Origin of the sequence: Azospirillum sp. INR13, assembly GCF_015390205.1 — a bacterium.
Lineage (GTDB): Bacteria > Pseudomonadota > Alphaproteobacteria > Azospirillales > Azospirillaceae > Azospirillum.
This window is the reverse complement of record NZ_VUOI01000003.1, coordinates 35,713-60,000: the sequence shown is the minus strand read 5'-3', so window position 1 is coordinate 60,000 and position 24,288 is coordinate 35,713. Positions and strand designations below refer to the sequence as shown.

Annotated in this window: 24 protein-coding genes and 4 pseudogenes (1 of these 28 only partly in view); 15 read left to right on the top strand and 13 right to left on the bottom strand. The window is 67.8% G+C overall.

Features of this window, described 5'->3' with window-relative positions; all coding sequences use genetic code 11:
* Positions 1-140 carry the 5' end (the start) of a ParA family protein gene (locus tag F1643_RS03425; RefSeq protein WP_194910800.1) on the bottom strand. The gene continues 496 nt to the left of window position 1, outside the view, so only the first 140 of its 636 coding nucleotides appear in the window; it begins with the start codon at positions 138-140; the stop codon falls past the left edge of the window.
* Positions 141-553: 413 nt separating this feature from the next.
* On the opposite strand from F1643_RS03425, the gene F1643_RS03420 reads away from it, so the two are divergent.
* From F1643_RS03420 to F1643_RS03405, 4 genes are all read left to right on the top strand, one after another.
* Positions 554-763 carry a cold-shock protein gene (locus tag F1643_RS03420; protein WP_014189265.1) on the top strand — a complete coding sequence of 70 codons (210 nt, stop codon included), beginning with the start codon at positions 554-556 and terminating at the stop codon, positions 761-763.
* Positions 764-1,144: 381 nt separating this feature from the next.
* Positions 1,145-1,384, top strand: a complete 240-nt coding sequence (locus F1643_RS03415; RefSeq protein ID WP_194910798.1) for a hypothetical protein — start codon at positions 1,145-1,147, stop codon at positions 1,382-1,384.
* An 85-nt stretch (positions 1,385-1,469) separates the two neighbouring features.
* On the top strand, positions 1,470-2,477 hold the full coding sequence (locus tag F1643_RS03410; RefSeq protein ID WP_194910797.1) for an AAA family ATPase: 1,008 nt from the start codon (positions 1,470-1,472) through the stop codon (positions 2,475-2,477).
* Positions 2,467-3,372, top strand: a complete 906-nt coding sequence (locus F1643_RS03405) for a ParB/RepB/Spo0J family partition protein (RefSeq protein ID WP_194910795.1) — start codon at positions 2,467-2,469, stop codon at positions 3,370-3,372. Before F1643_RS03410 ends, F1643_RS03405 begins: the two co-directional genes overlap by 11 nt.
* A 78-nt stretch (positions 3,373-3,450) precedes the next feature.
* On the opposite strand, the gene F1643_RS03400 is transcribed toward F1643_RS03405, so the two are convergent.
* The 6 genes from F1643_RS03400 to napE form a co-directional block, all read right to left on the bottom strand.
* Positions 3,451-4,161, bottom strand: coding sequence for a cytochrome c3 family protein (locus F1643_RS03400; protein WP_194910792.1), 711 nt, complete (start codon positions 4,159-4,161; stop codon positions 3,451-3,453).
* Entirely contained in the window at positions 4,158-4,643 is a 486-nt protein-coding gene (locus F1643_RS03395) for a nitrate reductase cytochrome c-type subunit (RefSeq protein ID WP_194910790.1), read from the bottom strand. The genes F1643_RS03400 and F1643_RS03395 overlap by 4 nt, the downstream gene beginning before the upstream one ends.
* Before the next feature lie 15 nt (positions 4,644-4,658).
* Complete coding sequence (gene napA / locus F1643_RS03390) at positions 4,659-7,151, bottom strand: periplasmic nitrate reductase subunit alpha (protein WP_194910788.1); 2,493 nt, start codon at positions 7,149-7,151, stop codon at positions 4,659-4,661.
* Positions 7,152-7,215: 64 nt separating this feature from the next.
* Entirely contained in the window at positions 7,216-7,512 is a 297-nt protein-coding gene (locus F1643_RS03385) for a chaperone NapD (RefSeq protein WP_194910776.1), read from the bottom strand.
* Positions 7,499-8,014, bottom strand: a complete 516-nt coding sequence (napF, locus tag F1643_RS03380; RefSeq protein WP_194910774.1) for a ferredoxin-type protein NapF — start codon at positions 8,012-8,014, stop codon at positions 7,499-7,501. The genes F1643_RS03385 and napF overlap by 14 nt, the downstream gene beginning before the upstream one ends.
* A 14-nt stretch (positions 8,015-8,028) precedes the next feature.
* Positions 8,029-8,274 (bottom strand): periplasmic nitrate reductase, NapE protein, encoded by a 246-nt coding sequence (napE, locus tag F1643_RS03375; RefSeq protein ID WP_194910772.1) that lies wholly within the window; start codon positions 8,272-8,274, stop codon positions 8,029-8,031.
* A gap of 265 nt (positions 8,275-8,539) precedes the next feature.
* On the opposite strand from napE, the gene F1643_RS03370 reads away from it, so the two are divergent.
* From F1643_RS03370 to F1643_RS03335, 9 genes and pseudogenes are all read left to right on the top strand, one after another.
* Positions 8,540-10,858: a 4Fe-4S binding protein gene (locus F1643_RS03370; RefSeq protein ID WP_370540449.1), complete on the top strand. Its 2,319-nt coding sequence runs from the start codon at positions 8,540-8,542 to the stop codon at positions 10,856-10,858.
* A gap of 62 nt (positions 10,859-10,920) precedes the next feature.
* Complete coding sequence (gene nosZ / locus F1643_RS03365; RefSeq protein WP_194910770.1) at positions 10,921-12,870, top strand: TAT-dependent nitrous-oxide reductase; 1,950 nt, start codon at positions 10,921-10,923, stop codon at positions 12,868-12,870.
* A gap of 232 nt (positions 12,871-13,102) precedes the next feature.
* Positions 13,103-14,461, top strand: a complete 1,359-nt coding sequence (locus F1643_RS03360) for a nitrous oxide reductase family maturation protein NosD (RefSeq protein ID WP_194910769.1) — start codon at positions 13,103-13,105, stop codon at positions 14,459-14,461.
* Positions 14,458-15,396: an ABC transporter ATP-binding protein gene (locus tag F1643_RS03355; RefSeq protein WP_194910768.1), complete on the top strand. Its 939-nt coding sequence runs from the start codon at positions 14,458-14,460 to the stop codon at positions 15,394-15,396. The genes F1643_RS03360 and F1643_RS03355 overlap by 4 nt, the downstream gene beginning before the upstream one ends.
* Positions 15,393-16,142 (top strand): annotated as a pseudogene (locus F1643_RS03350) (ABC transporter permease); the annotation flags it as partial. The gene F1643_RS03355 and the pseudogene F1643_RS03350, both read left to right, overlap by 4 nt.
* 73 nt (positions 16,143-16,215) lie before the next feature.
* Positions 16,216-16,695 carry a nitrous oxide reductase accessory protein NosL gene (locus F1643_RS03345; RefSeq protein ID WP_370540468.1) on the top strand — a complete coding sequence of 160 codons (480 nt, stop codon included), beginning with the start codon at positions 16,216-16,218 and terminating at the stop codon, positions 16,693-16,695.
* Positions 16,659-17,498: pseudogene (locus tag F1643_RS03340) on the top strand (FAD:protein FMN transferase); the annotation flags it as partial. The gene F1643_RS03345 and the pseudogene F1643_RS03340, both read left to right, overlap by 37 nt.
* Complete coding sequence (locus F1643_RS22070) at positions 17,470-17,745, top strand: FAD:protein FMN transferase (RefSeq protein ID WP_255542397.1); 276 nt, start codon at positions 17,470-17,472, stop codon at positions 17,743-17,745. The pseudogene F1643_RS03340 and the gene F1643_RS22070, both read left to right, overlap by 29 nt.
* Positions 17,746-17,762: 17 nt before the next feature.
* A pseudogene (locus tag F1643_RS03335) lies at positions 17,763-17,909 on the top strand (twin-arginine translocase TatA/TatE family subunit); the annotation flags it as partial.
* A 111-nt stretch (positions 17,910-18,020) separates the two neighbouring features.
* On the opposite strand, the gene F1643_RS03330 reads toward F1643_RS03335, so the two are convergent.
* The 4 genes and pseudogenes from F1643_RS03330 to F1643_RS03315 all read right to left on the bottom strand — a co-directional run bounded on the left by F1643_RS03330 (position 18,021) and on the right by F1643_RS03315 (position 21,221).
* Positions 18,021-18,959, bottom strand: coding sequence for a U32 family peptidase (locus F1643_RS03330; protein WP_255542363.1), 939 nt, complete (start codon positions 18,957-18,959; stop codon positions 18,021-18,023).
* 27 nt (positions 18,960-18,986) lie between these two features.
* A pseudogene (locus F1643_RS03325) lies at positions 18,987-19,974 on the bottom strand (peptidase U32 family protein).
* Positions 19,975-19,979: 5 nt separating this feature from the next.
* On the bottom strand, positions 19,980-20,348 hold the full coding sequence (locus F1643_RS22065; RefSeq protein ID WP_255542362.1) for a hypothetical protein: 369 nt from the start codon (positions 20,346-20,348) through the stop codon (positions 19,980-19,982).
* Between the two features lie 246 nt (positions 20,349-20,594).
* Complete coding sequence (locus F1643_RS03315) at positions 20,595-21,221, bottom strand: hemerythrin domain-containing protein (RefSeq protein ID WP_194910767.1); 627 nt, start codon at positions 21,219-21,221, stop codon at positions 20,595-20,597.
* A gap of 345 nt (positions 21,222-21,566) precedes the next feature.
* On the opposite strand from F1643_RS03315, the gene F1643_RS03310 reads away from it, so the two are divergent.
* Together F1643_RS03310 and F1643_RS03305 are read left to right on the top strand one after the other, a co-directional pair.
* Complete coding sequence (locus F1643_RS03310; RefSeq protein WP_370540448.1) at positions 21,567-22,313, top strand: aldo/keto reductase; 747 nt, start codon at positions 21,567-21,569, stop codon at positions 22,311-22,313.
* Positions 22,282-23,019 carry a DUF6064 family protein gene (locus F1643_RS03305; protein ID WP_255542360.1) on the top strand — a complete coding sequence of 246 codons (738 nt, stop codon included), beginning with the start codon at positions 22,282-22,284 and terminating at the stop codon, positions 23,017-23,019. The genes F1643_RS03310 and F1643_RS03305 overlap by 32 nt, the downstream gene beginning before the upstream one ends.
* Before the next feature lie 271 nt (positions 23,020-23,290).
* On the opposite strand, the gene F1643_RS22060 is transcribed toward F1643_RS03305, so the two are convergent.
* Both F1643_RS22060 and F1643_RS03295 read right to left on the bottom strand, forming a co-directional pair.
* Positions 23,291-23,413 carry a hypothetical protein gene (locus tag F1643_RS22060; protein ID WP_255542359.1) on the bottom strand — a complete coding sequence of 41 codons (123 nt, stop codon included), beginning with the start codon at positions 23,411-23,413 and terminating at the stop codon, positions 23,291-23,293.
* Between the two features lie 191 nt (positions 23,414-23,604).
* Positions 23,605-24,126 (bottom strand): DUF2249 domain-containing protein, encoded by a 522-nt coding sequence (locus F1643_RS03295; protein WP_194910765.1) that lies wholly within the window; start codon positions 24,124-24,126, stop codon positions 23,605-23,607.
* Positions 24,127-24,288 lie beyond the last annotated feature (162 nt).

The following is a 24,288-nucleotide window of genomic DNA, read 5'->3' as shown; positions in this document are numbered from 1 at the left end:
CATTGGGTCAGGTTGCGGTTGGGATCGATATCCAGCAGTTCTACCTTGCGGCCGGCCCGGCGCCAGTGGTCAGCGAGACAGAGCGACAGGGTCGTCTTTCCCGGCCCACCCTTCGTGCTGGCTGACGTGATGATCGGCATGGCTTCCCACCCTGGCTGAAGGTCAGGCCGGCAAGCTGCGCCAGAGCGGCGGCCAAAGTCAACGTACCCCATCGGCGGTAACAGCGTGGCCGACCCGGAGTGTGGCTTCCACGGTCGGACAGCATTGCCCTTCGGGAACCGCCCAACCAACTCGTTGCAGTGAAACAGATAAAGTCCCGATGAGTAAAAATGCGAGCCGGGCCGGCGCGTGTCTTTGTCCCCGCCGAAAAATAATAACGGCGCGATCTTCGGGTTTTCCCTTGCGTTGCGGCCAACAAGCGCCCATGTTTGGTTGGTCGAAGTTGCTCTGGGTTATGTGTTTTTCAGCTTTCGGAAGGCTGAACTTCCTGCCTTAGGTGAATTTGATGCTTGGCTCATGTTGAGCTCGGCAACCCGGGAAAGGACACTGCCCCATGGCCAACGGTACTGTTAAGTGGTTCAATTCGACCAAGGGTTTCGGTTTCATCCAGCCGGAAGACGGCTCCGATGACGTTTTCGTCCATATCTCCGCCGTCGAGCGTGCGGGGATGGGCAACCTGAACGAAGGCCAGAAGCTGTCGTTCGAATCCGTTCGCGATCCGCGCCGCGGCAAGGTTTCGGCCGAGAACCTGCGTGCGCTCTGAGCGCAGCGGAACGGCACGATCCTGATGCGATCCAGAAGGGCGGCCTTGGGCCGCCCTTTTGCTTTTCGCCCCCTGCACTTTTCTCCCGGGTCCGGGACCGGAGTGGGCATGCCCCAGAAGAAAGCCGTTCCGACATCGCCCCCGGGTTCCGCCGATCCCTGGATGCGTGTCGCCCACATGGCCGGGCGGCTGGCAGCCACAGCCGGCACCGCCTGTTCCTCGAACCCGCATCCGCCCGACAGCGGCTTGGCGCGGTGCTGGACCGCCGGCTGGGACAGCACAGGCCCCGCCCCGGCTTCCCGGCAGGAAGTGCCGCGGCACAGGCTGCGGTCCCCCTCCCGGCCGTTGTCCCCTCCCCCGCAACCGAAGCAGGATTGCAGCATGATCGACCTGATCGACAAACTCCCGGCCATGGCCGACACCGACCTGACCACGCTGGCCTCCAACGCCGAGCGGCTTGCCCTCAGCGGGACGCCGAAGCAGCGGACGGCCGCCGACGCTGCCCTGCCCGCCATCCGGGCAGAGGTCGCCGCACGGAAGGAGAAGCTGGCCTCCCTTCCCTCCACGCGCGCACCGCGCCGCAGCAAAAAGGTCGCGGCGGCGGTAGACGCTCCCCAGTAGACGGAACGCCCCTCAGCCACGGCATTCTTGACCGGCGTAGCGTCTACCCCTACCCTCCCGCCCGGCTCATGTCGGGGAGGTGACGGTGAAGGGCGAAGAGTTGCGGACCTACCGCGAGGCGAAGGGGCTGTCGCAGTCCGAATTCGCCGTCTGGCTGAACGAACGGCTGCAGCGCCGCTACGACAAGCAGAAGGTCAGCCGCTGGGAGAATGATGCCGAGCGCATCCCGGCGGCGCTCGATGCGCTGATCAGGCGCGACGCCGCCGGGGTCGAGAAGCTCGGCGGCCCGGCGCTGGTCGTCGTCGTGGCGAACCAGAAGGGCGGCTGCGCCAAGACGGTGTCCGCCGTCAACATCGCCTCCGCCCTCGCCCTCCAGGGCTATGCGACGATGCTGATCGATTGCGATCCGCAGGCCAATGCCACGCAGCATCTCGGCATCGACTCCTACACGCTGGAGGCCGATGCCAAGACCCTCTACTACGTCATGCATGGCGACCTGGACCTGCGGGACATCCTGGTCACCGTCGAGGAGAGCGGGCTGCGGGTCGCCCCCTCCTCCATCCGGCTGGCCGAGACCGAGGTCGAGCTGGGCAAGGAAGCCGGCGGCGACTTCATCATGAAGGAGAAGATCGCCGCGGCGAAGCGGACCTTCGACTTCATCATCATCGACACGCCGCCCAACATCGGCGAACTGACGAAGAACGCCATGGTGGCCGCCCACACCGCCATCATCCCCTGCCAGACGGAAAAGTTCAGCCTGCTGGGCATGGGCTTCCTGCTGGAGAATGTCGCCAAGATCCGGCGCCGGATGAACACCGCCCTGTCGGTTCTGGGCATCGTCCCGACCATCTACAAACAGCGCGAGCGCAACGACCGCGAGGTTCTGGAGCAGATTCAGGAGCAGTACAGTCGGCATTTGCGGGTGTTCGATCCCGTGCCGAAGGCCTCGGTCTATGCCCAGGCGACCTCGGTCGGCCGCGCCGCGGTCGAGGCCATGCCCGATGTCGCCGGTGCCGCCGTCTACCGCGACGTCGCCGCCGCCTTGGTCGAGGAACGCATCATCCGCATGAAGGAGGTAGACCGTGTCGCGTAGTCTGCTGGGCAAGGCGCAGAAATCCGCCCAGAGCGCCAACAGCACGGCCGCCGCCCGCGTGAAGGATGCGCTGTTCGGCCTCAGCCGCCATGCCCCCCATCTGGTCGAAGTCCCGGTGGACCGCATCGCCCCCAACCCGAACCAGCCGCGGCGCGAGTTCGACGAGGAGGAGTTGCAGGGGCTCGCGGCCTCCATCGACCGTCATGGGCTGCAGCAACCGGTCGGCGTGCGCCAGATCGCCGACGACCGCTGGCAGCTGGTCTATGGCGAGCGGCGGTTGCGGGCGATGAGGCTGCTTGGACGGGAAACCATCTTCGGCATCCTGTTCACCGGCGACGACGACGAAGAGATCGCGATCGTCGAGAACCTGCAGCGGAGCGACCTGAATCCGCTGGAGGAGTCCGACGCCCTGTTCCGGCTGGCGGAGCGGCACGGCTATTCGCACCGGCAGCTTGCCGATGCGCTGGGCCGCAAGAAGACCTACGTCACCATGATGCTGTCGTTCCAGCGTCTGGCGCCGGCCATCCGTGCCGACTACGCCGCTTTCCGCCCGACCAAGTCGAAGCTGGAGGCCCTGGCGGCGATCGAGGACCAGGACGAGCAGGTGCGGGCCTGGGGGAAGCTGAAGCGGTCGGATGCGGGCGCGCCACCCTCCCCCGCCGCTGATCCTGCTTCAGCCTCGCCGGAGATGGCGGCGAAGCGCGCGGCGGTCAGCGCACCGGCCGGCGTGGCGTCCAGCGCGCTGCCCAAGCGTGCGGCAAAGCCGGTGTTCCAGGCGCGTGACGTGCTGAGGGAGTTGCAGGGGAAGCCGCAGCCGTTGTCGGAGACCGACCGTCAGGCCTTGCTGGAGATGCGTGCGGCCATCGATGCGGTGCTGGCTGCGGCGGCTGGTTGAAGCCGGGCCGATTGAGACTGGTCGGAATCCGACCACCACGCATGATGCAGGCGGTTGGTCGGATTCCGACCAGCAAGGTCACCGCGGGGCGGGGGCGGGCAGGGCCACCCCGCCATTCATCTCGACATCCGCCCCCGTGCTGGCCAGCCAATGGCCGATGGGCATCTGCGGATTGTCCGACGCCTCGCTCCAGCCGGGCGGGACGCCCTGCATGTCGGGCAGGCGGTGGGCGATGCCCTTGTGGCAGTCGATGCAGGTGCGCTCGCCGCTGAACAGATATTGTTCGTGGATGCGCGCCGCCCGCGCCCCCTGCTTGGTGATGTCCATGGAGTCCGCGCTGTGGCAGTTGCGGCATTCCAGCGAATTGTTCGACTTCAGACGCGCCCATTCATGCTCCGCCAGTTCCCGGCGCATGGCGACGAACTTGTCGCGGGTGTCGATGGTGCCGAAGATCTTGCCCCAGACCTCCTTCGACGCCTGCATCTTGCGGGCGATCTTGTCGGTCCACTCGTGCGGGACATGGCAGTCGGGGCAGGTCGCCCGCACACCCGACCGGTTGGTGAAGTGGATGGTCTGCTTCATCTCCTCATAGACGTTCGACTGCATCTCGTGGCAGCTGATGCAGAAGGCCTCGGTGTTGGTCGCCTCCAGCGCGGTGTTGAAGCCGCCCCAGAAGAACACGCCGGCCAGGAAGCCGCCCAGCGTCAGAAACCCCAGGCTGAGGGTGCGGCTGGGGCGGGAGATGGTCTGCCACGCCCGCCGCACCGAGACCGGAATGCGCGCCTTCATCGGCGGTCTCCCCGGTCGGATGGCCGGCTGACCAGGGTGTCGAGGTCGGTGAAGGTGTTGGGGACGATGGGCTGCGCCGTCGTCTGCGGCACATGGCACTGCATGCAGAAATAGCGCCGTGGCGCGACGGCACCCAGCGTCTGGCCGTCACGGTCGACATAATGGGTGATGCTGACCATCGGCGCCTGTACCGCCTCGGTGAAGCGGCGGCTGTGGCAGGTCAGGCACTGGTTGTTGTTCAGCGTGATCTGGTAATCGCGGACATTGTGCGGGATCACCGGCGGCTGTTCGGGGTAATTGCGGGCGACCCGGCGGTCGTCGGTGACGTCGGGCGGAATCGGCGGGGTGTTGTTCTGCTCGACGAAGTTCACCGGCGGCCGGAAGGGCGAATCCAGACGGCGCGGTTCGGCGTTTTGGGCCGACAGCACGGCCGGCACGAGGAAGGGCAGCACCGCCAGCGCGGCGAGGTGATGGGGACGCATGGCTCAACTCCTCCCTCAGACCGCAACGATCTTGACGGCGCATTTCTTGAAGTCGGACTGCTTGCTGATCGGGTCGGTGGCGTCCAGCGTGCACTTGTTGATCAGCCGGGCGGAGTCGAACCAGGGCACGAAGACCACGCCGCGCGGCGGCTTGTTGCGCCCGCGCGTCTCCACCCGCGTCTGCATCTCGCCGCGCCGCGAGACGACCTTCACTTCGGACCCACGGCGCAGGCCGCGCGCCTTGGCGTCGTCGGGATGCATGAAGACCAGCGCCATCGGCATCGCCTTGTACAGCTCCGGCACCCGCATGGTCATGGACCCGCTGTGCCAGTGCTCCAGCACGCGCCCCGTGACCAGCCACAGGTCGAAATCCTTGTCCGGTTCCTCGGCCGGCGGTTCGTAGGGGAAGGCGAAGATGTTGGCCTTGCCATCCGGGTTGCCGTAGAAGCGAACATCCTCGCCCGGCTTGACGAAGGGGTCCAGCCCCTCGCGGTAGCGCCAGCGCGTCTCCTTGCCGTCCACCACCGGCCATCGCAGCCCGCGCACCTGATGGTAGGTGTCGAAGGGCGCCAGATCATGGCCATGGCCGCGGCCGAAACCGGCATACTCCTCGAACAGCCCCTTCTGGACGTAGAAGCCGAAATCCTTGGACTCGTCGTTGGCGTACTCGGCATTCACCTCCGACAGGGGGAAGCGGTCGACGTTGCCGTTGCGGAACAGCACGTCGAACAGCGTCTTGCCGCGATAGGAGGGGTTGGCGTCCAGGACTTCCGCCGGCCACACCTCGTCCGTGGTGAAGCGCTTGGAGAACTCCATCAGCTGCCAGAGGTCGGAGCGCGCCTCGCCCGGTGCGGTGACCAGCTGGTGCCAGAAATGGGTGCGGCGCTCGGCATTGCCGTAGGCGCCCTCCTTCTCCACCCACATGGCAGCCGGCAGGATCAGGTCGGCGGCCGAGGCGGTGACGGTGGGATAGGCGTCGGACACCACGATGAAATTCTCGGGATTGCGGTAGCCGGGATAGGTCTCGTTGGCGCTGTTCGGGGCTGCCTGCAGGTTGTTGTTCACCATGATCCAGTAGGCGTTGAGCTTGCCGTCCTTCAGCATGCGGTCCTGCTGGACGGCGTGGTAACCGACCTTGGCCGGCAGCAGCCCCTTGGGCAGCTTCCAGGCTTCCTCCGTGTGGGCGCGGTGGGTCGGGTTGGCGACCTGCATGTCGGCCGGCAGGCGGTGGGAGAAGGTGCCGACCTCGCGCGCGGTGCCGCAGGCGGACGGCTGGCCGGTCAGCGAGAAGGGGCTGTTGCCGGGTTCGGAGATTTTCCCGGTCAGCAGATGGATGTTGTAGACCATGTGGTTCACCCACACGCCGCGGACATGCTGGTTGAACCCCATGGTCCACAGCGACATGACCTTGGTCTTCGGATCGGCATACATCTCGGCGAGCGCCAGCAACCGCTCCTTCGGCACCTTGGTCAGCTCGGCGGTGTAGTCCAGCGTGTAGGTGCTGACGAACTTGGCGAAGGCGTCGAAGTCGATGGGCTTGGAATCCGCCGGGTCCTTGGCGTTGGCCGCCCGCACCTCCAGCACGCTTTCCGGGCGCAGGCCATAGCCGATGTCCTTCTGCCCCAGGCGGAAGTTGCAGTGCTTCTCGATGAACTCCCTGTTCACCCGGTTGGTCTGGATGATGTGGTTGGCGATATAGTTCAGGATCGCCAGATCGGTTCCCGGCTCGAAGATCATCGGGATGTCGGCCAGCTCGAAGCTGCGGTGCTCGAAGGTCGACAGCACCGCCACCTTCACATGGCTGTGCGCCAGCCGGCGGTCGGTGATGCGCGTCCACAGGATGGGGTGCATCTCCGCCATGTTGGAGCCCCAGAGGACGAAGGCGTCGGCATGCTCGAAATCGTCGTAGCAGCCCATCGGCTCGTCCATGCCGAAGGTGCGGATGAAGGCGACGGCGGCCGACGCCATGCAGTGGCGGGCGTTGGGGTCCAGGTTGTTGGTGCGGAAGCCGGCGCGCATCAGCTTGGATGCCGCATAGCCCTCCCAGATCGTCCATTGCCCGGAGCCGAACATGCCGACCGCGTCGGGTCCCTTGGCCTTCAGCACGCGCTTCCACTGGCTGGCCATCTCGTCGAAGGCCCGGTCCCAGGAAACCGGCTGGAACTCGCCGTCCTTGTGGTACTTGCCGTCACGCATGCGCAGCAGAGGCTGGGTCAGGCGGTCCTGCCCGTACATGATCTTGGACAGGAAATAGCCCTTCACGCAGTTCAGGCCACGGTTGACCTCCGCCTGCATGTCGCCGTGGGTGGCGACGACCCGATTGTCCTTGGTCGCGACCATCACGCCGCAGCCGGTGCCGCAGAAGCGGCAGGGTGCCTTCGACCATTTCAGCGCCGTGTCCTCGCCCGCCACCATCGAGCTCTGGGCGGCGGCCGGCAGGCTGATGCCGCCTGCGGCAGCGGCGGCGGCCACCGCCTGGGCCTTGATGAAATCGCGACGGTCCAACATGGGCGTTCCCCCTTTTCTTCTGGCGTTCGGGTCGGGCGGGCAGGGCAGGGCAGCGTTTTGCCGGTCAGGGTTCGGAAGGCGGCATCCCCTCCCCATGGTCGACGTGGTGGAAGACCATGACCGCGGAGAACACGCCGTCCAGCAGATGCAGCGCGGTCATGCGGTCGGCGATCCAGCCCTCATGCGGTCCTTCGACGGTGACCACCATCTTGCCGGACTGTTCGATGTGAAGCTCGGTGCCGGGCATGGCCTCGATTGCCGCGCAGACCGTCGGCTGGCGGTCGGGCCGCACATGCAGCAGCAGCGAGGCGATGTGGAGTTCGCCGGCGGGCGCCGATCCAATGGTGTCATCGAGCGGCATGGGCTGGGCTCCCGGTCTGGTGGTCGAGGGTCACGGCACCGGCCGGGCAGGCGGCCACGCAGGCGCCGCAACCGGTGCAGGCGGCATCGTCGATGCGCGCATGGGCGGCCCCGCCCGCGGCGGGGAGAAAGCGGATGGCCCCTTCCGGACAGGCATCCTGGCAGCTGCGGCACACCACCCGCCGCACCGCCAGACAATCGTCCGTGACGGTCGCGCGCAACGCCCAGGGTATGGCGGTCCGGTCGAAGATCGGCTCGGAACATGCATCGGCGCAGGCGCCGCAGAAGCTGCATTCGCCGCGCGTGAAGTCGACCTCCGGATAGCCGCCGTCGCCCGGACGCAGGATCGCCTCCGGACAGGCATTGGCACAGGCACCGCAACGGGTGCAGAGCGCAGTGAAATAATCGGGACGCGACCAGGGCGGATGGATCGGTGCGGGACCGCTTGCCGGACGGCCTTGCAGGAACCCCCGCCGTCCCCTGTCAATGGCATCCGCGGTCATCGGCGCGGCCTCCGTCAAACCGGCGGCGGACCGGGGGGCCCCAGGATCATCTGCGATATCCACACGGCAAAGCCATAGCCGCCGACGACGGCGATCGACAGCACCGGCCAGATGAACACGGCCAGCAGCAGGAACATGGCGATCTCGCGCCGACGTGTTCCCGGATCGACCGGCGGAACCGGTTCCGGCGACAGCAGGGCATCGGCAGATGTGGAAGCATCGGTGCGGCGGGCTGGGCTGGGTTGCCGGGCTGCGCTCATGGGATGCGGCCTTCCGCTTTATCTCGGGCTGACCGTTCCAACCCCAAATTGTCGGAAATGTCTCGCAGCGGCGCCTTGCTCCTTAGAGGTATTCCGTCGGCGCAACGCCGGATCTCCCTCCCCCTCCCATCAAAAGTTGCCGACCTGCACATTTTCTCAGCAACCCCGCCCCGCTCTTGACCGCGGTCAAGACCTTCCGGCCGCCGCGCGCTTTCATCCCGGTCAGACACCTAAGCCAAAAGGCGAATGCCGGAGGATGGCCGTCGTGAGGTTCACGCGCTTACAACGCTGGGTAGGATCGGCCATCATCGCCGTCCTTCTGCTGCTGACCGGTATCGCCGCGGCGCATGCCGCCGATGGCGGCCGGCTGCTGCCCTATCTGGCGAAGCTCCAGCCCGCCGACCTCGTTCCCGGCGCCGACCGCTTCGGCGCACCGGCCGCCAACGCCCCCACCATCCCCGTCTACAAGGGCGATGTCGTGGTCGGTCATGCCTATCTCACCTCCGACTTCGTCAACACCACCGGCTATTCGGGCCGGCCCATCGACGTGGTGGTGGGGATGACGCCGGACGGCACGGTGACGGGCGCGCGGCTGATGGACCATCACGAGCCCATCGTGCTGATCGGCATCCCGCCGGCCCGCATCAACGGCTTCATCGACGGCTATGTCGGCAAGAACGTGCTGGCGCTCGCCACCCAGAGCGCCGCCAGTCCGCCGGTGGACATCGTGTCGGGTGCCACCGTGACGGTGATGGTGATCGGCGATTCGATCATCCGCTCCGGCAAGAAGGTGATGACCGCCCTCGGCAAGACCGTGGCGGAGGCGGCCCCCACCGTGACGAAGACCATCGACCTGTCGAAGGACGCGGTGGAGGACTGGGCGACCCTGATCGGCGACGGCTCGGTCCGCCGCCTGACCCTGACGGTGGGGGAGGTGAACGCCGCCTTCGAGCGCACCGGCAAGGCCGAAGCCATCGCCCGCGCCGAACCCGGCAATTCCGACGACACCTTCATCGACCTCTACGCCGCCCTGGTCACCATCCCCACCATCGGCCGCTCGCTGCTGGGCGATGCGGAGTACGAGGCGCTGACCAAGCGGCTGAAGCCGGGCCAGCAGGCGGTGTGGGTGGCGGGGCGGGGGCGCTATTCCTTCAAGGGCTCGGGCTATGTCCGCGGCGGCATCTTCGACCGGGTCGAGATGGTGCAGCATGAGGGATCCATCCGCTTCCGCGACAAGATGCACAAGCGCATGGGAAGCACCGCCGCGGCCGGTGCCCCCGACTTCCCCGAAATCGGCCTGTTTCTGCTGCCGGAGGGCACCGAATTCGACCCGGCCGAGCCATGGCGCCTGCAACTGCTGGTGCAGCGGGCCATCGCGGCGCTGGACAAGGTGTTCGTCACCTTCGACCTCGGCTACCAGCCGCCCGACAAATATCTGAAGATCGAAAAGCCGGCCGTCGCGGCTGCCGCCCAGCCTGCCGCGCAATCCGCCACCCACAGCGCCGCCATCCAGGCCGCCGGCGAGGCGGAGGCCGAGGAGGCCGCCGAAACGCCGCTGTGGCAGCGCATCTGGCAGAACCGGCAGCTCGACATCGCGATCCTGTCCGCCGCCATCCTGCTGCTGACCGGCATCTTCTTCTTCCAGGACCAGCTGACGAAGCGACCGGCGCTGTATGAGCGGGTGCGGACGGCCTATCTGGTCTTCACCCTGGTCTGGCTCGGCTGGTACGCCACGGCCCAGCTGTCGGTGGTCAATGTCCTGACCTTCGCCAACGCGCTGCGCACCGATTTCCGCTGGGACTATTTCATGATGGACCCGCTGGTGTTCATCCTGTGGTTCTCGGTGGCGGCGTCGCTGCTGTTCTGGGGCCGGGGCGCCTTCTGCGGCTGGCTCTGCCCGTTCGGCGCGCTGCAGGAACTGGCGTCGAAGGCGGCGAAAAGGATCGGCATCCGCCAGATCACCGTGCCCTTCGCCCTGCACCAGCGACTGTGGCCGATCAAGTACATCATCTTCCTGCTGCTGTTCGGCTTTTCGCTGCAATCGCTGGCGACGGCGGAGAAGGCCGCGGAGATCGAGCCGTTCAAGACCGCCATCATCCTGCATTTCATCCGCGACTGGTGGTTCGTGGCCTTCGCCGTGGCCCTGCTGGCGGCCGGTCTGGTCATCGAACGCTTCTTCTGCCGCTATCTCTGCCCGCTGGGAGCGGCGCTGGCGATCCCCGGCCGGCTGCGGATGTTCGACTGGCTGCGCCGCTACAAGGAATGCGGCAGCCCGTGCCAGCGCTGCGGCAACGAATGCCCGGTGCAGGCCATCCACCCCGACGGCACGATCAACCCCAACGAATGCATCCAGTGCCTGCACTGCCAGATGCTCTACCACCACGACCACAAATGCCCGGTCATGATCCAGAAGCGGCAGAAGCGCGAGAAGTGGCAGGCCGCCGAGGCCAAGGCTGCAGCGGAGAAGGAAGCCGCCAAAACCGGCCGCCGCCCGAACCGCCGTGGCGACCGCCGACCCGGCCACCGGCCGGCTGACGCTGCGGCCCCACGGGTCCTGACCGCCATCCCCTCCTCAATCCCATAACCTGACCCGGTCGCAACGGGTCTCTTGACAGCCCCCGAACGGGGTCAGCGAAGGAGCAGACCATGTCGAACGAGACGAACAACACGGCAGGCGTCAACCGCCGTGCCCTTCTGGGCGGAACGGCGAAGGCGGCGGCGCTCGCCGGCCTGACCGGTGCCGTGGGCGGTGCCGCCGCCGGCGGCATTGCCGGGAACGCGCTGTTCGGCGCCTCCGCTGCCCTGGCCGCGTCCCCGCAGGCCGGCCACCAGAGCGTCGAGGTGAAGCCCGGCGATCTCGACGAATATTACGTCTTCCATTCCGGCGGCCATTCCGGCGAGGTCCGCATCATGGGCCTGCCGTCGATGCGCGAACTGATGCGCATCCCGGTGTTCAACCGCTGCTCCGCCACCGGCTGGGGCCTGACCAACGAGAGCCGCAGGATCCTGACCGCCAACCTGACGGAAGAGACCAAGGCCTTCCTGTCCAAGCGCGGTGGCGAGTACCTGAACGGCGACCTGCACCACCCGCACATGTCCTTCACCGACGGGACCTATGACGGGCGCTACATCTTCGCCAACGACAAGGCCAACAGCCGGGTGACGCGCATCCGCTGCGACATCATGAAGCCGGACGTCATCATCGAGGTGCCGAACGCCTCGGCGATCCACGGCCTGCGCCTGCAGAAGTACCCACGCACCGGCTACGTCTTCTGCAACGGCGAGCAGCGCGTGCCGACGCCGAACGACGGCAAGATCCTGGACGAGCCGAAGAAGTACCGCTCGCACTTCACCGCCATCGACGGCGATTCGATGAAGATCGCCTGGCAGGTGTGGGTCGACGGCAACCTGGACAACACCGACGCCGACTATCAGGGCAAATACGTCTTCTCGACCTGCTACAACTCCGAGGAAGGGGTGACGACGGCCGAGATGACGGCCAACGAGCAGGATTGGCTGGTCGTCTTCAACATCAAGCGCATCGAAGAGGCGGTGAAGGCCGGCAAGGTGGAGGTCATCAACGGCGTGCCGATCGTCGACGGCCGCCACGGCAGCGCCTACACCCGCTACATCCCGATCCCCAACAGCCCGCACGGCGTCAACACCGCCCCCGACGGCATCCACGTCACCGTGAACGGCAAGCTGTCGCCGACCGTCTCGGTCATGGACGTGCGCAAGCTGGACGAGCTGTTCGAGGACAAGATCAAGCCGCGCGACGTGATCGTCGCCGAACCGCAGGTCGGCCTCGGCCCGCTCCACACCGCCTATGACGGGCGCGGCAACGCCTACACCACCCTGTTCCTCGACAGCCAGGTGGTGAAGTGGAACATCGACAAGGCCAAGCGCGCCTTCAAGGGCGAGAAGGTCGATCCCATCATCCAGAAGCTGGACGTGCACTACCAGCCGGGCCACCTGCACACCTCCATGGGCCAGACCAAGGAGGCCGACGGCAAGTGGCTGATCGTGCTGAACAAGTTCTCCAAGGACCGTTTCCTCAACGTCGGTCCGATGAAGCCGGAGAACGACCAGCTGATCGACATCTCCGGCGACGAGATGAAGCTGGTCCATGACGGCCCCACCTTCGCCGAGCCGCACGACACGCTGATCGTCCACCGCTCCAAGGTCAATCCGAAGAGCATCTACACCCGCGACGACAAGATGTGGGAGGACGCCCGCATCCAGGCCAAGAAGGACGGGGTGGACCTGGACAACGACACCAAGGTGATCCGCGACGGCAACAAGGTCCGCGTCTACATGTGGAGCCGCGCCCCGGCCTTCGGCATCGAGGAGTTCACGGTGAAGCAGGGCGACGAGGTGACGGTCTACATCTCCAACATGGACGATGTGGACGACCTGACCCACGGCTTCACCATGACCAACCACGGCGTCTGCATGGAGATCAGCCCGCAGCAGACCGCGTCGGTCACCTTCACCGCCGACCGTCCGGGCGTGCACTGGTACTATTGCCAGTGGTTCTGCCACGCCCTGCACATGGAAATGGGCGGCCGCATGCTGGTCGAGCCGCGTTCGACCTGATCGGGATCTAGGCCCTCTCCCTCCCGGAAGATCTCCCTCTCCCCCCTGGGGAGAGGGTCGGGATGAGGGGGATGCACCGCAGGATTTTTGCAAAGGTCCCGCAATGCGTCCCCCTCACCCTAACCCTCTCCCCGCTCTCAGCGGACCTTTGGTCCGCCTGCCGCGACAGCGCAAACTTCGTTTGCGCGAAAGCGTGGGGGAGAGGGGATCCGCCCCAAACAGGACCCTCCCCATGCTCCTCCGCACGGCGACCATCCTCGGCACGGTTCTGCTCGGCACCCCGGCGCTGGCGGCCACCATCACGGTGGCTCCGGGCGAGCTGACCGCCGCCATCGCCGCGGCGAGCCCCGGCGACACGCTGCGGCTCGCCGCCGGCCGGCACAGCGGCCCGGTGAAGGTCGACAAGCCGCTGACCCTGGAGGGTGAGCCCGGCGCCGTGCTGGACGGGGAAGGGAAGGGCACCGTCGTCACCGTCACCGCCCCCGACGTCACGATCCGCGGGCTGGAGCTGCGCGACACCGGCACCAGCCTGTTCGATCAGCATTCCGGCATCTTCCTCAGCAAGACCGCCAAGCGGGCCGTGGTGGAGGACAACCGGCTGCGCGACACGCTGATCGGCATCTATGTCTGGGGCGCCGACGACAGCCTCGTCCGCCGCAACGACATCACCGGCCGCACCGACCTGCGCGTGTCGGAACGCGGCAACGGCATCCAGATCTGGAACGCGCCCGGCACCCGCGTGCTCGACAACAGCGTGCGCGATGCCCGCGACGGCGTCTTCACCACCACCTCGCGCAAGAACCTGTTCGCCGGAAACCGCTTCGAGAGGGTCCGCTTCGCCGTCCACTACATGTACACCAACGACTCCGAGGTGTCGGGCAACGTCTCGATCGGCAGCAGCGTCGGCTATGCCATCATGTATTCCAACAATCTGGTGGTGAAGGACAACCGCTCCGTCGCCGACCGGGAGCACGGCTTCCTGCTGAACGCCGCAAACAGCGCGCAGTTCACGAACAACAGCGTCGCCGGCCGCTTCGCCGGCGCGGTGTCCGACAGCGGCGAGGCGCTGGCCGACAACGACATCCCCCATGACAGCGAGGCGATGGACGGCCGGCTGCGCAGCGGCACCTGGAAATGCGTCTTCATCTACAACGCCAACAAGAACCGCTTCGCCGGCAACCGGTTCGAGGGCTGCGAGATCGGCGTCCATTTCACCGCCGGGTCCGAGCGCAACAGCATGACCGGCAACGCCTTCATCGGCAACCGCACCCAGGTGAAGTATGTCGGCACCCGCTTCCTCGACTGGTCGGAGAAGGGGCGGGGCAACTACTGGTCCGACAATGCCGCCTTCGACCTGAACGGCGACGGCATCTCCGACGAGCCCTATCGCCCCAACGACGTGGTCGACCGCGTGATGTGGGCCTATCCGGCGGCCAAGCTGCTGATGAACAGCCCCGGCGTCCAGGTGATCCGCTGGGCGCAGAAGCAGTTCCCGGCCCTGCACCCCGGCGGCGTGATCGACAGCGCACCCCTGATGGCGCCTCCCGCCATGTCCGTTCCCGTCCAATCTGCCGAAAGGAACCAGCCATGACCGACTTCACCGCAGAGGTGCGGGGCGTCACCAAGCGCTATGGCGAGACCGAGGCGGTGCGCGGCGTGGACATGACGCTGGCGCCCGGCGAATGCGTGGCGATGGTCGGGCACAACGGCGCCGGCAAGAGCTCTCTCATCAAGCTGATGCTCGGCCTGACGACACCCACCGAGGGCAGCATCCGCGTGCTGGGCGGCGACCCGGCCAGCGCCGCCTGTTCCCCGATCCGCCGCCGGATCGGCTTCCTGCCGGAAAACGTCGCCTTCCATCCCAACATGACCGGACGGGAGACGCTGGACTTCTACGCCCGGCTGAAAGGCGCCCCGCGCCGCCAAAACGACGCGCTGTTCGAGAAGGTCGGGCTGGAGCCCGCCGCGATCAAACGCCGCGTTTCCACCTATTCCAAGGGCATGCGCCAGCGGCTGGCATTGGCCCAGGCCCTGCTCGGCGGCCCGAATCTGTTGTTCCTGGACGAGCCGACCACCGGCCTCGACCCGGCGCTGCGCCAGAGCTTCTACGCCATCGTGGCGGAACTGCGCGACCAGGGCGCCACCGTCCTGCTGTGCAGCCACGCCCTGACCGAGTTGGAGGGGCAGGCCGACCGCGTGGTGGTGATGAGCCGGGGCCGCAAGGTCGCCGATGGCTCGCTCGCCACCCTGCGCAGCCTCGCCCAATTGCCGGTGCGCATCCGCCTGACCCTGCCGACCGGCGACATCGACGCCCTGGCGGTTCGGGTGGGGGAGGGCGCCGCCCTGACCCGCCTGGCCGGCGGGGTGGTGGAGCTGGCCTGCGCCAACGACGACAAGATCGATCTGGTGCGCCGCATCGCCTGCGACGGTCCGGCAGCCAACATCGCCGTCAAGGACATCGAGATCGTCCAGCCCAGCCTGGACGAGATGTACGCCCACTTCCTGCGCCGGGAGGCCGCCGAATGAACACGCTACTCATCATCGCCGGCAAGGAACTGCGCGAGGCGACCCGCAACCGCTGGGTCGTCGCAACCACACTGCTGATGGCGGCGCTGGCCCTGACGCTGAGCTTCCTCGGCTCCGCCCCCACCGGCACGGTCGGCGTCGGCCCGGTGGAGGTCACCATCGTCAGCCTGTCCAGCCTGACCATCTTCCTGCTGCCGCTGATCGCGCTGCTGCTGTCCTTCGACGCGGTGGTGGGGGAGATCGACCGCGGCACCATGACCCTGCTGCTGTCCTACCCGGTGGCGCGCTGGCAATTGCTGCTCGGCAAGTTCCTGGGGCATGCCGCGGTGATCGCGCTGGCCACCGTCGTCGGCTACGGCGCCGCCGGGGTGGCGATGGCGATGGGCAACACTGCCATCGCCACCGAGAGCTGGCGCGCCTTCGCCGCGATGATCGGATCCAGCGTGATGCTGGGCGCCGCCTTCACCGCACTCGGCTATCTTGCCTCCACCATCGTGCGCGACCGCGGCACGGCGGCCGGCATCGCGGTGGCGGTGTGGCTCTGCTTCGTGCTGCTCTACGACATGGCTCTGCTGGGCCTGCTGGTCGGCGGCAGCGGCATCGGGGTGGAGGCGCTGAACTGGCTGCTGCTCGCCAACCCGGCCGACGCCTACCGCCTGTTCAATTTGACCGGCTTCAAGGGCGTCAGCACCTTCGCCGGAACCGCCGGCCTCGCCGCCCATGTCCAGCTGTCCGTCCCGCTGCTGCTGGCCGTGATGGCCGGCTGGATCGCCGCCCCGCTGGCGCTGGCCGCCGCCCTCTTTCGAGGAAGCAGATCTGATGCGCACCATTCCCATCCTCCTCGCCGCCGCCCTGCTGCTGTCGCTGTCCGCCTGCAAGCAGGAAAAGGCGGAGGTCGCCCCGCCGCCGCCCGTGACCCTGACCGCCGACGCGATCGGCCATTACTGCGGCATGAACCTCGCCGACCATCCCGGTCCCAAGGGCCAGATCCTGGTGAAGGGGCAGCAGCGGCCGATCTGGCTGTCGTCGGTGCGCGACACCTTCGCCTTCACCATGCTGCCGGAGGAGCCGAAGGAGATCAGCGCCATCTACGTCACCGATGTCGGCAAGGCCAAGGACCCCACCGCCCCCGACCTGACCGTCTGGGTCGAGGCACACAAGGCCTGGTACGTGCTGGGCAGCAAGCTTCGCGGCGGCATGGGCGATGCGGAGCCCTATCCCTTCGCCGAGGAATCCGCAGCACGCCGCCTTCGCCGCCGCCAATGGCGGCACTGTCCAGCGCTTCGCCGAGGTGCATGAGGACCAGATCTCACCCCGCCGGCCGGCCCCGTCGCCGAGGGGGGCCACTGATGGCTGCAGCATTCACCAGACGCCGCGTCCTCGCCATCGGTGCCGTCGCCGCCGGCCTGTCGCTGCTGCCCCATCGGCTTCTGCGTGCCGAGGGCGTGCCCGTCCGCGTCTGGCGCGGCGTGGCGCTGGGGGCGGACGCCAGCCTGACCATCGTCCATCCCGATCCCGCCGAGGCCGACCGCCTGATCGCGCTGAGCCTTGAGGAGGTATCGCGGCTGGAGCGCGTCTTCAGCCTCTACCGCGCCGATTCCGCCCTGCGCCGGCTGAACCGCGACGGCGTGCTGGAGGCGCCGCCGACCGACCTCGTCCGCCTTCTGGCCCAGGCCGCCGCCTTCGGCCGCAGCACCGGCGGCGCCTTCGACCCCACGGTGCAGCCGCTGTGGCAGCTCTACGCCGGCCATTTCGCCCGGCCCGGCGCCGACCCCGCCGGCCCGCCGGCAGGCGCCGTCCGTGCCGCGCGGGCGCTGGTCGATGTCCGGGCGCTGCGCGTGGAGCCCGACCGCATCGCCTTCGACCGCCCCGGCATGGCGGTGACGCTGAACGGCATCGCCCAGGGCTACATCACCGACCGGGTGACGGAGCGGCTGAAGGCCGAGGGTATGGACCGCGTGCTGGTCGACATGGGGGAGCTACGGGCGCTCGGCCATCACCCCTCCGGCCGCCCCTGGACCGTCGGGCTGGCCGATCCGGCCGACCCCGACCGTACAATAGAGACGCTGGAGCTTGCCGACGGCGCGCTGGCGACCACCGGCGGCTACGGCACCCGCTTCGACACGGCCGGCCGCTTCACCCACCTGTTTCGACCCCGCGAGCGGTGCTTGCGCCGTCCATTGGCAGGCGGTTACGGTACAGGCACCGGACGCCGCGACGGCCGATGCCCTGTCGACCGCGCTTTCGGTGGTGCCGGAGGATCGGGTGCCGGCCATCCTCGCAGCCTATCCCGGCGTCACCGCCCGCTTCACCCACCCCGACGGCCGCATCCTGCGGCTGCCTGCTTGAGAGATCGGATCATCGTCATGGGAAGTTTCAGCCTGTTCCACTGGGCCGTCGTTCTGCTGGTCGTCCTGCTGCTGTTCGGCGCCGGCAAGCTGCCGAGCGTGATGGGCGACTTCGCCAAAGGCATCAAGAGCTTCAAGTCCGGCCTGAAGGACGACGAGGAGGAGCGCAAGCCGATCGCTTGATGGGGGAGAGTGGCCGATGGCTGCGCGTTAAAGCGTCGGCTCCGATACCCCCACCTAACCTCCCCCGCTGGGCGGGGGAGGTTAGGTGGGGGTCTAACTTCCCACCCCAAACAGTCCCCTCACGCCACCCGCAGCGCCCCCGCGGTGTCGTGGTAGAAGCCGTTCACCAGCGGCGCGTCGATCAGCCCGCCCAACTCCGCCGCGACTTCGGCTCCGTCGCGCCGGCCGTCCAGCACCGCGCGGAACGCCTCCGCCACCCGCACCATGTCCATCGCCTGCGGCGACAGGCGGAAGCGCGTGACGCCCATCGCCACCAACTCCCGCCATTTCCGGCGCAAGACACAGGCAGCCGTGCGACATCGTCTGCGTGCCATTGACGGTCAGGAAGGGCTGGCCGTCCATCGTCGTCACCGGCAGCCCGTCCGGGTCGTTGCCGCAGACGAACTGACAGCCGTCCTTGTGCAGCCCATGGGCGCGCGCGTGATAGCACCGCGCCGAGATGGCGAGCGGCGCCCGGCCCCAGGCCTGCACCTCCACCTCGACGCCCAGTTCCCGCGCCGCCTTCGCCAGCGCCGATACGGTCGCCGCCGGCAGTTCGGCCGGCAGAGACACCGCCACCGCCCCGCGCTCCGCCATCCAGGCCAGCGTCGCCTCGTTGTAGACGTTGATCGTCGGGCCGATGGCATGCGGACGCCCGGCCAGCAGAGCCAGCGCGCCCATGTCGTTGGCCTCGATCAGCCCACCGTCCGCAAGCCCGGCATCGGCCGACACCAGATCGCGCATCGCCGACCGTTCGCGCTCGCTGCCGACAAGGATCGGGCTGGCGAGCCAGACGGTCTTGCCGGCGGCGGTCAGGCGTTCGATCACCTCCCCCATCGCCTCGGCGAAGAAGGGCGCCCGCTTGAAGCAGACGATCTCGCCGACGACCACCGTGTCGACCGGGGCCTCGTCGGCGATGCGGGCGTAGAAGTCGCGCCAGCGGTCGACCGGCCAGTTGAACAGCACCGGCCCCAAAGTGAGTGACGCAGTCATTCCGTAATGCTCCTTGCCGCCCGATGCTCAGCGCCAGGCGCGGGTGTAGGCGCCGGTGGTCTGGGTTCCGCCCTCCACCATCGCCTGCAGGTCGATGTGCGGCACCGGCCGGCCGGCGGCGAAGCTGTCCAGAGCCTCGCGATAGGCGCGGACGACGGCGCCGATATAGGCCTTGCCGCGTTGCCGCCCCTCGATCTTCAGCGCATGGACGCCTGCAGCCTTCAACTCCGGCAGCAGATCCATGGCGTTCAGGCTGGTCGGCTCCTCGAACAGGTAGGCCGGCGCGCCGCCGGCGACGAAGCGGCCCTTGCACAGCGTCGGATAGCCCGCCTGCTCGCCCTCGCCGAACACGTTGATGGTGAAGCCGCCCAGCGTGGAGGCCAGCGCGCCGCCGCGTTGCTCGTAGCGGACATGGGTGGCCGGGGAACAGACGCCCTGCTTGTTCGGCGACAGGCCGGTGGCGTAGGAAGACAGCGAACAGCGCCCCTCCGCCATCGGACACAGGCCGCCGAAGACGAACACCTCGGTCTCGACGTCGACCTCGGCATTCAGCTTGGCGATCTCCGGCACCGTCAGCACGCGCGGCAGCACCACCCGGCGCACGCCGAAGGCATCGCGGTAGAGCCGGATCGCCTCCACATTCGCGGCCGACGCCTGGACCGACAGGTGCAGGCGCAGGTCGGGATGGCGCTTGGCGGCATAAGCCAGCAGGCCCGGATCGGCCAGGATGACCGCATCCACCTTCAGCCGCGCCGCGTCGTCCACCGCCTTCTGCCAAGGACCGAGATTGCCCGCCTGCGGATAGGTGTTGATGGCGACATAGACCTCCACCTTGCGGGCGTGGGCATAGTCCACCGCGTCGGCCACATCCTGCCGGGTGAAGTTCAGTCCCGGAAAATTGCGGGCGTTGGGTTTCGTCCCGGAAGCCGAGATAGACCGCGTCGGCCCCGGCATCGACGGCGGCGCGCAGGGCGGCGGGCGTGCCGGCCGGGCAGATCAGTTCGAAATTGTCCATGGTCCTCACGCCCCCGCCCCCGGATTCGTCCCCGGAACCGTCCCGGTCAGGCGTGCTTCGATCCTCGCGCCGATCCGCTCGATCCCGCGCCGCAGCGGCGGGGGCAGCAGCCGGCGCGCCGCTTCGACGCGGTCCAGCACCGGCCCGGCATTCCGGCGCAGCACCGGCAGGGCGCGGGCCAGCGGCCCGGCGATGGAGGCGGCGTCGGCCATCAGATCCATCTCGTCCTCGCCGTCCAGCGTGTTGCGCAACGCCAGGATCAGGGCGGTGTCGCCGGAGATGGTCAGCTCGCGCCGGAAGAACAGGGCATCGCCGTCGATCCGCCCCCTCCAGCAGGTCGAGCAGCCGGGCATACGGGCCGCGGATGACGGCATCGGCCGCAGCCGCACCGGTCCCAACCGCCCCGCGGGGCAGGGCATGCAGGGACAGCTCAGGCCCGACGCGCATCATCAGCGCGACCGGTGCATCCACCGGCTCGATCAGAACGCGGGCGTCCTGCATCTCGCGCAGTGCCTCGAAGGCGCGCGGATGGCGCTCCGCCAGCACGCGGAGAAGGCGGGCCAGCAGCGCATCGCTGACCCTCTCCCCCAACCGCGGGACGAGCCCGAGCCCCGCACGGCTCAGGCTGGCTTCGAAACGTCGGGCCCGGTCGTCATCGATCGCGGTCGGTGCGACAGCGGGCTCACGCATGGGCTCACGCATGGGCGGAGTCCCTCCTTATCGGTCATTCCGCCGCCCATCAAATCCGCTAATCGCCCGCCGTCATTGACCTCGGTCAAGTTCAAGCTTTGAAAGCCGGTCTCAGGCGGCGCTGGCCAGCCTGCGCGGTCGATCAGGTCGTACAGTTCGCGGTCCTCGCGGCCGATGCGATGTTTCAGCGCAGCCACCACCTCGCGCGTCTCGCGGACGAAGGCGGACGGATCCTTGGCGACCGCCACCGGGCCGGGCCAGCGCGTGCGGTACAGGTCGAACCGTGCCCGCAAGTTCCCCATCTCCGCCTGGAAACGCGCCGCCGTGCTGCGCAGTTTCGCATCCGGGTGGGCGAGCAGGCGGGGGTAGAGCGCGCTGTCCTCCAGCGACAGGTGGACGGCGAAGATGCCGAACAGCTCCCGCACGGTGGCGGTGAGCGCCGCCGTGTCCGACTCCACGGACTTCGAGGCGAGCAGCGATTCGATGCGGCCGACCAGCTGGCCGACGCCGGCATGGTGGTCGCGGTAGAGTGCGGTGCTGACGGTGACGTTGGCCATGATTTTGTCTCCAACCGTTGACACCCTTCATGGGCGGCGTTGAAGCCAGCATGCCGGCCCACCCATCCGGCATCGTTGCGCCACAGCAAGCAGTTCTCCGAAAGATCGAGGTAACGCGGTTCCGGCCTCCGCGCACTACCTGACTGTCCATGCCGCCGACAGGCTTTGCGATACAGCCGCGCGAGGGAGGGGAGCATGACAGCGACACGACGGAGATTCCTGCAGGGTGCTTTGGCCGCGACAGCCCATGGCGATGCAGCCGGCATTCGCCCAAGCACAGGCCGCACCGCAAGCCGGCGCACCGGCGACACGGCGCATTCCGTCCACGGGCGAGGCGATTCCCCCGTGGGGCTCGGCACCTGGATCACCTTCAATGTCGGCGACGACGACGAACTGCGCGACGAATGCGCGGCGGTCATGGACGCCTTCTTCCGGGCCGGCGGCGGAATGATCGACTCCTCCCCCATGTACGGTTCCTCGCAGCCGGTGATCGGATACGGCCTGCGGAAGCTGGGGCAGCCCAAAAGCCTGTTCTCGGCCGACAAGGTCTGGATCTCCTCCGGCAGCCGCGGGCCGTCGCAGATCGAAGAGTCGCGCAGCCTGTGGGGCGTGCCGCGTTTCGACCTGCTGCAGGTCCACAACCTGCTGTCCTGGGAGGAACATCTGCAGACGCTGTCCGCGATGAAGGCAGCCGGCCAGCTCCGCTATGTCGGCATCACCACGTCCGAAGGCCGGCGCCACGACCTGCTGGAGACGATCATGGCCAGCCGGCCGCTCGACTTCGTGCAACTCACCTACAACATCGTCGATCGCGAGGTGGAGGACCGCATCCTGCCGCTGGCGGCCGACCGCGGCATCGGCGTCATCGTCAACCGCCCGTTCCAGCAGGGCGTCCTGCTCCGCCGGCTGGCCGGCCAGCCGCTGCCCCGCCTGGGCCGGGGACATCGGCGCCTCCAGCTGGGCGCAGGTCGTCCTGAAATTCATCATCTCCCATCCCGCCGTCACGGTGGCCATACCGGCGACCAGCCAGGTCGCGCATGTGCGGGAGAACATGGCCGCGATGAGCGGGACCGATGCCCGACGCCGCGATGAGAAGGCGCATGGCCGAGCATGTGAGGGCGCTCTGATGCCGGAATGGTGGACCTACTCCGCCGAGGATTTCCTGCTGTTCAGCCCCCGCGCCTACTGGCGGCTGATCGAACGCCACAACGAGGCACTCTGGCCGGCACAGCTGCTGACGCTGCTGCTCGGCATCGCGATCCTGTGGCTCCTGCTCCGGCCGCGGCCGTGGTCGCACCGGGCGGTCGCGGGAAGCCTTGCGGTCCTGTGGGCCTGGGTCGCCTGGAGCTTCCTGTGGGAGCGTTACGCCACCATCAATTGGGCGGCAGTCTACATCGCACCGCTGTTCGCGCTTCAGGCCGTGCTGCTGGCGTCGGTCGGGGGGCGGCTGCGCTGGTCGTTCGGCCGGTCTATGCGCGGAATGGTGGGGCTCGGGCTGTTCCTCCATGCCCTTGTCCTGCACCCGCTGACGGGGGTGCTGATGGGCCGGCCGATGCGGGGAGCGGAGGTTTTCGGCATCACGCCGGACCCGACCGCCATCGCGACCGTCGGACTGGTGCTGTTGGCGGCGGGACGATGCTGGTGGCTTCTGCTCGTCATTCCGCTCGGCTGGTGCCTTGCCGGCTGGCTGACCCTGTACGGCATGGGAGCGGCGGAAAGCTGGATCCTGCTGGCTGCGGCGGGGGCAGGGGCGGCACTCTCCGTCCTGCCCGTCGCGCGCCGGCCCGGTTCGGAGTGAACCCATCTGTGGGGCCGCTCACAGCGCCGGAACGAGGATAAGCCCAGGATCGCTCCTGCACCACGCAAGGCCTCCGGACGGAGCGATCCCATGACTGTCCTTCTCATCGCCATCGCCTCGTCGATCCTCAGCATTGCGCTGCTGGTCGGCTTCAATTTCTGCATCGATCTGCCTTCGGATATCGCGGGGGCAAAGACCGTTCCTGCAACGGCGGAAGGCTTGGCGAGGACATCATGGGGTGATGGCAGGACGGGTCCGGTCGTCGGTGCCCTTACGGCTGGCCGCTGCCGCCGGCGGCACCATAGATATGGCCGGTGGTGTAGCTGCCGTCCTCCGCGGCGAGCTGGACATGGATGCCGGCAAGCTCGACCGGCTGTGCCAGTCGCCCAGGCACCTGAATTCCTTCGTGCTCACGTTCTCACCCCGTTCTCTATAGGGGAACGGATAACGGCGCGACCGTCAAGCCGCGCCGTTCGAAATCGCCTCGCAACTTATTGAAGCCAATAGCAGGTATCGCCAGATTTAGCCGCTATTTATTGATCGGTGTCCGGCTTAACATATCGTAAAGCAAGACAGAATGCGCCCTCAGCCGCACATGCCGCCACAGCAGGAGCCGTTGCGCCGCGCCAGCAGCCGCTCATAGGCGATGCTGACCACGCCGGCCGGCGGGATCACGCCCTGCAGCAGCGACAGCACGTCGGCCGTCAGCGTGCCGGGCGGGCAGTCCGTCACCTCGCAAACCGATGCGCCGCTGCCGTCCGGACCCAGCCGCGCGTCGTCGGACGCGACCGCCACGTCGCCGTTGCGGTCGATGCGCACGCGCAGGCTGGTCGCCGCCGCCCCTTCCGGACGGGCGATGCGGACCTGCCAGACCTCGGGACCCTGCTGCAGATATTCCCAGGAGAATCCGGCGCCGAACAGGCTGAGGAGCTGGTGGTGCAGCGGGCGCGGGTCATGGTCGTTGACCAGCGAGAAGCCGTCGCCGGGCGTCAGATCCTGCACCGACTGGAAGATCAGCTGGTGGCGCTGGTAGGGCGGGATGGTGCGGAGGTCGAGGACCGGTTCGGCCCGTGTGGCCTGGGTGCCTTGGAGGGTTGTGGTCGGCATCGTCGTCCGTCTGGCTGTGGGGGAGCGGCAGGATCGCCATGCACCGCTGTAACCCGGATCGCCGATGCCTTCTTTGCTCCAGCACAAACGCCGGAGAGGGTTGGCGCCGGAGAGGGTAGGGACGTCAGCCGCCCATCGCCTTTGCGAAGGCGCGGTCGTCGA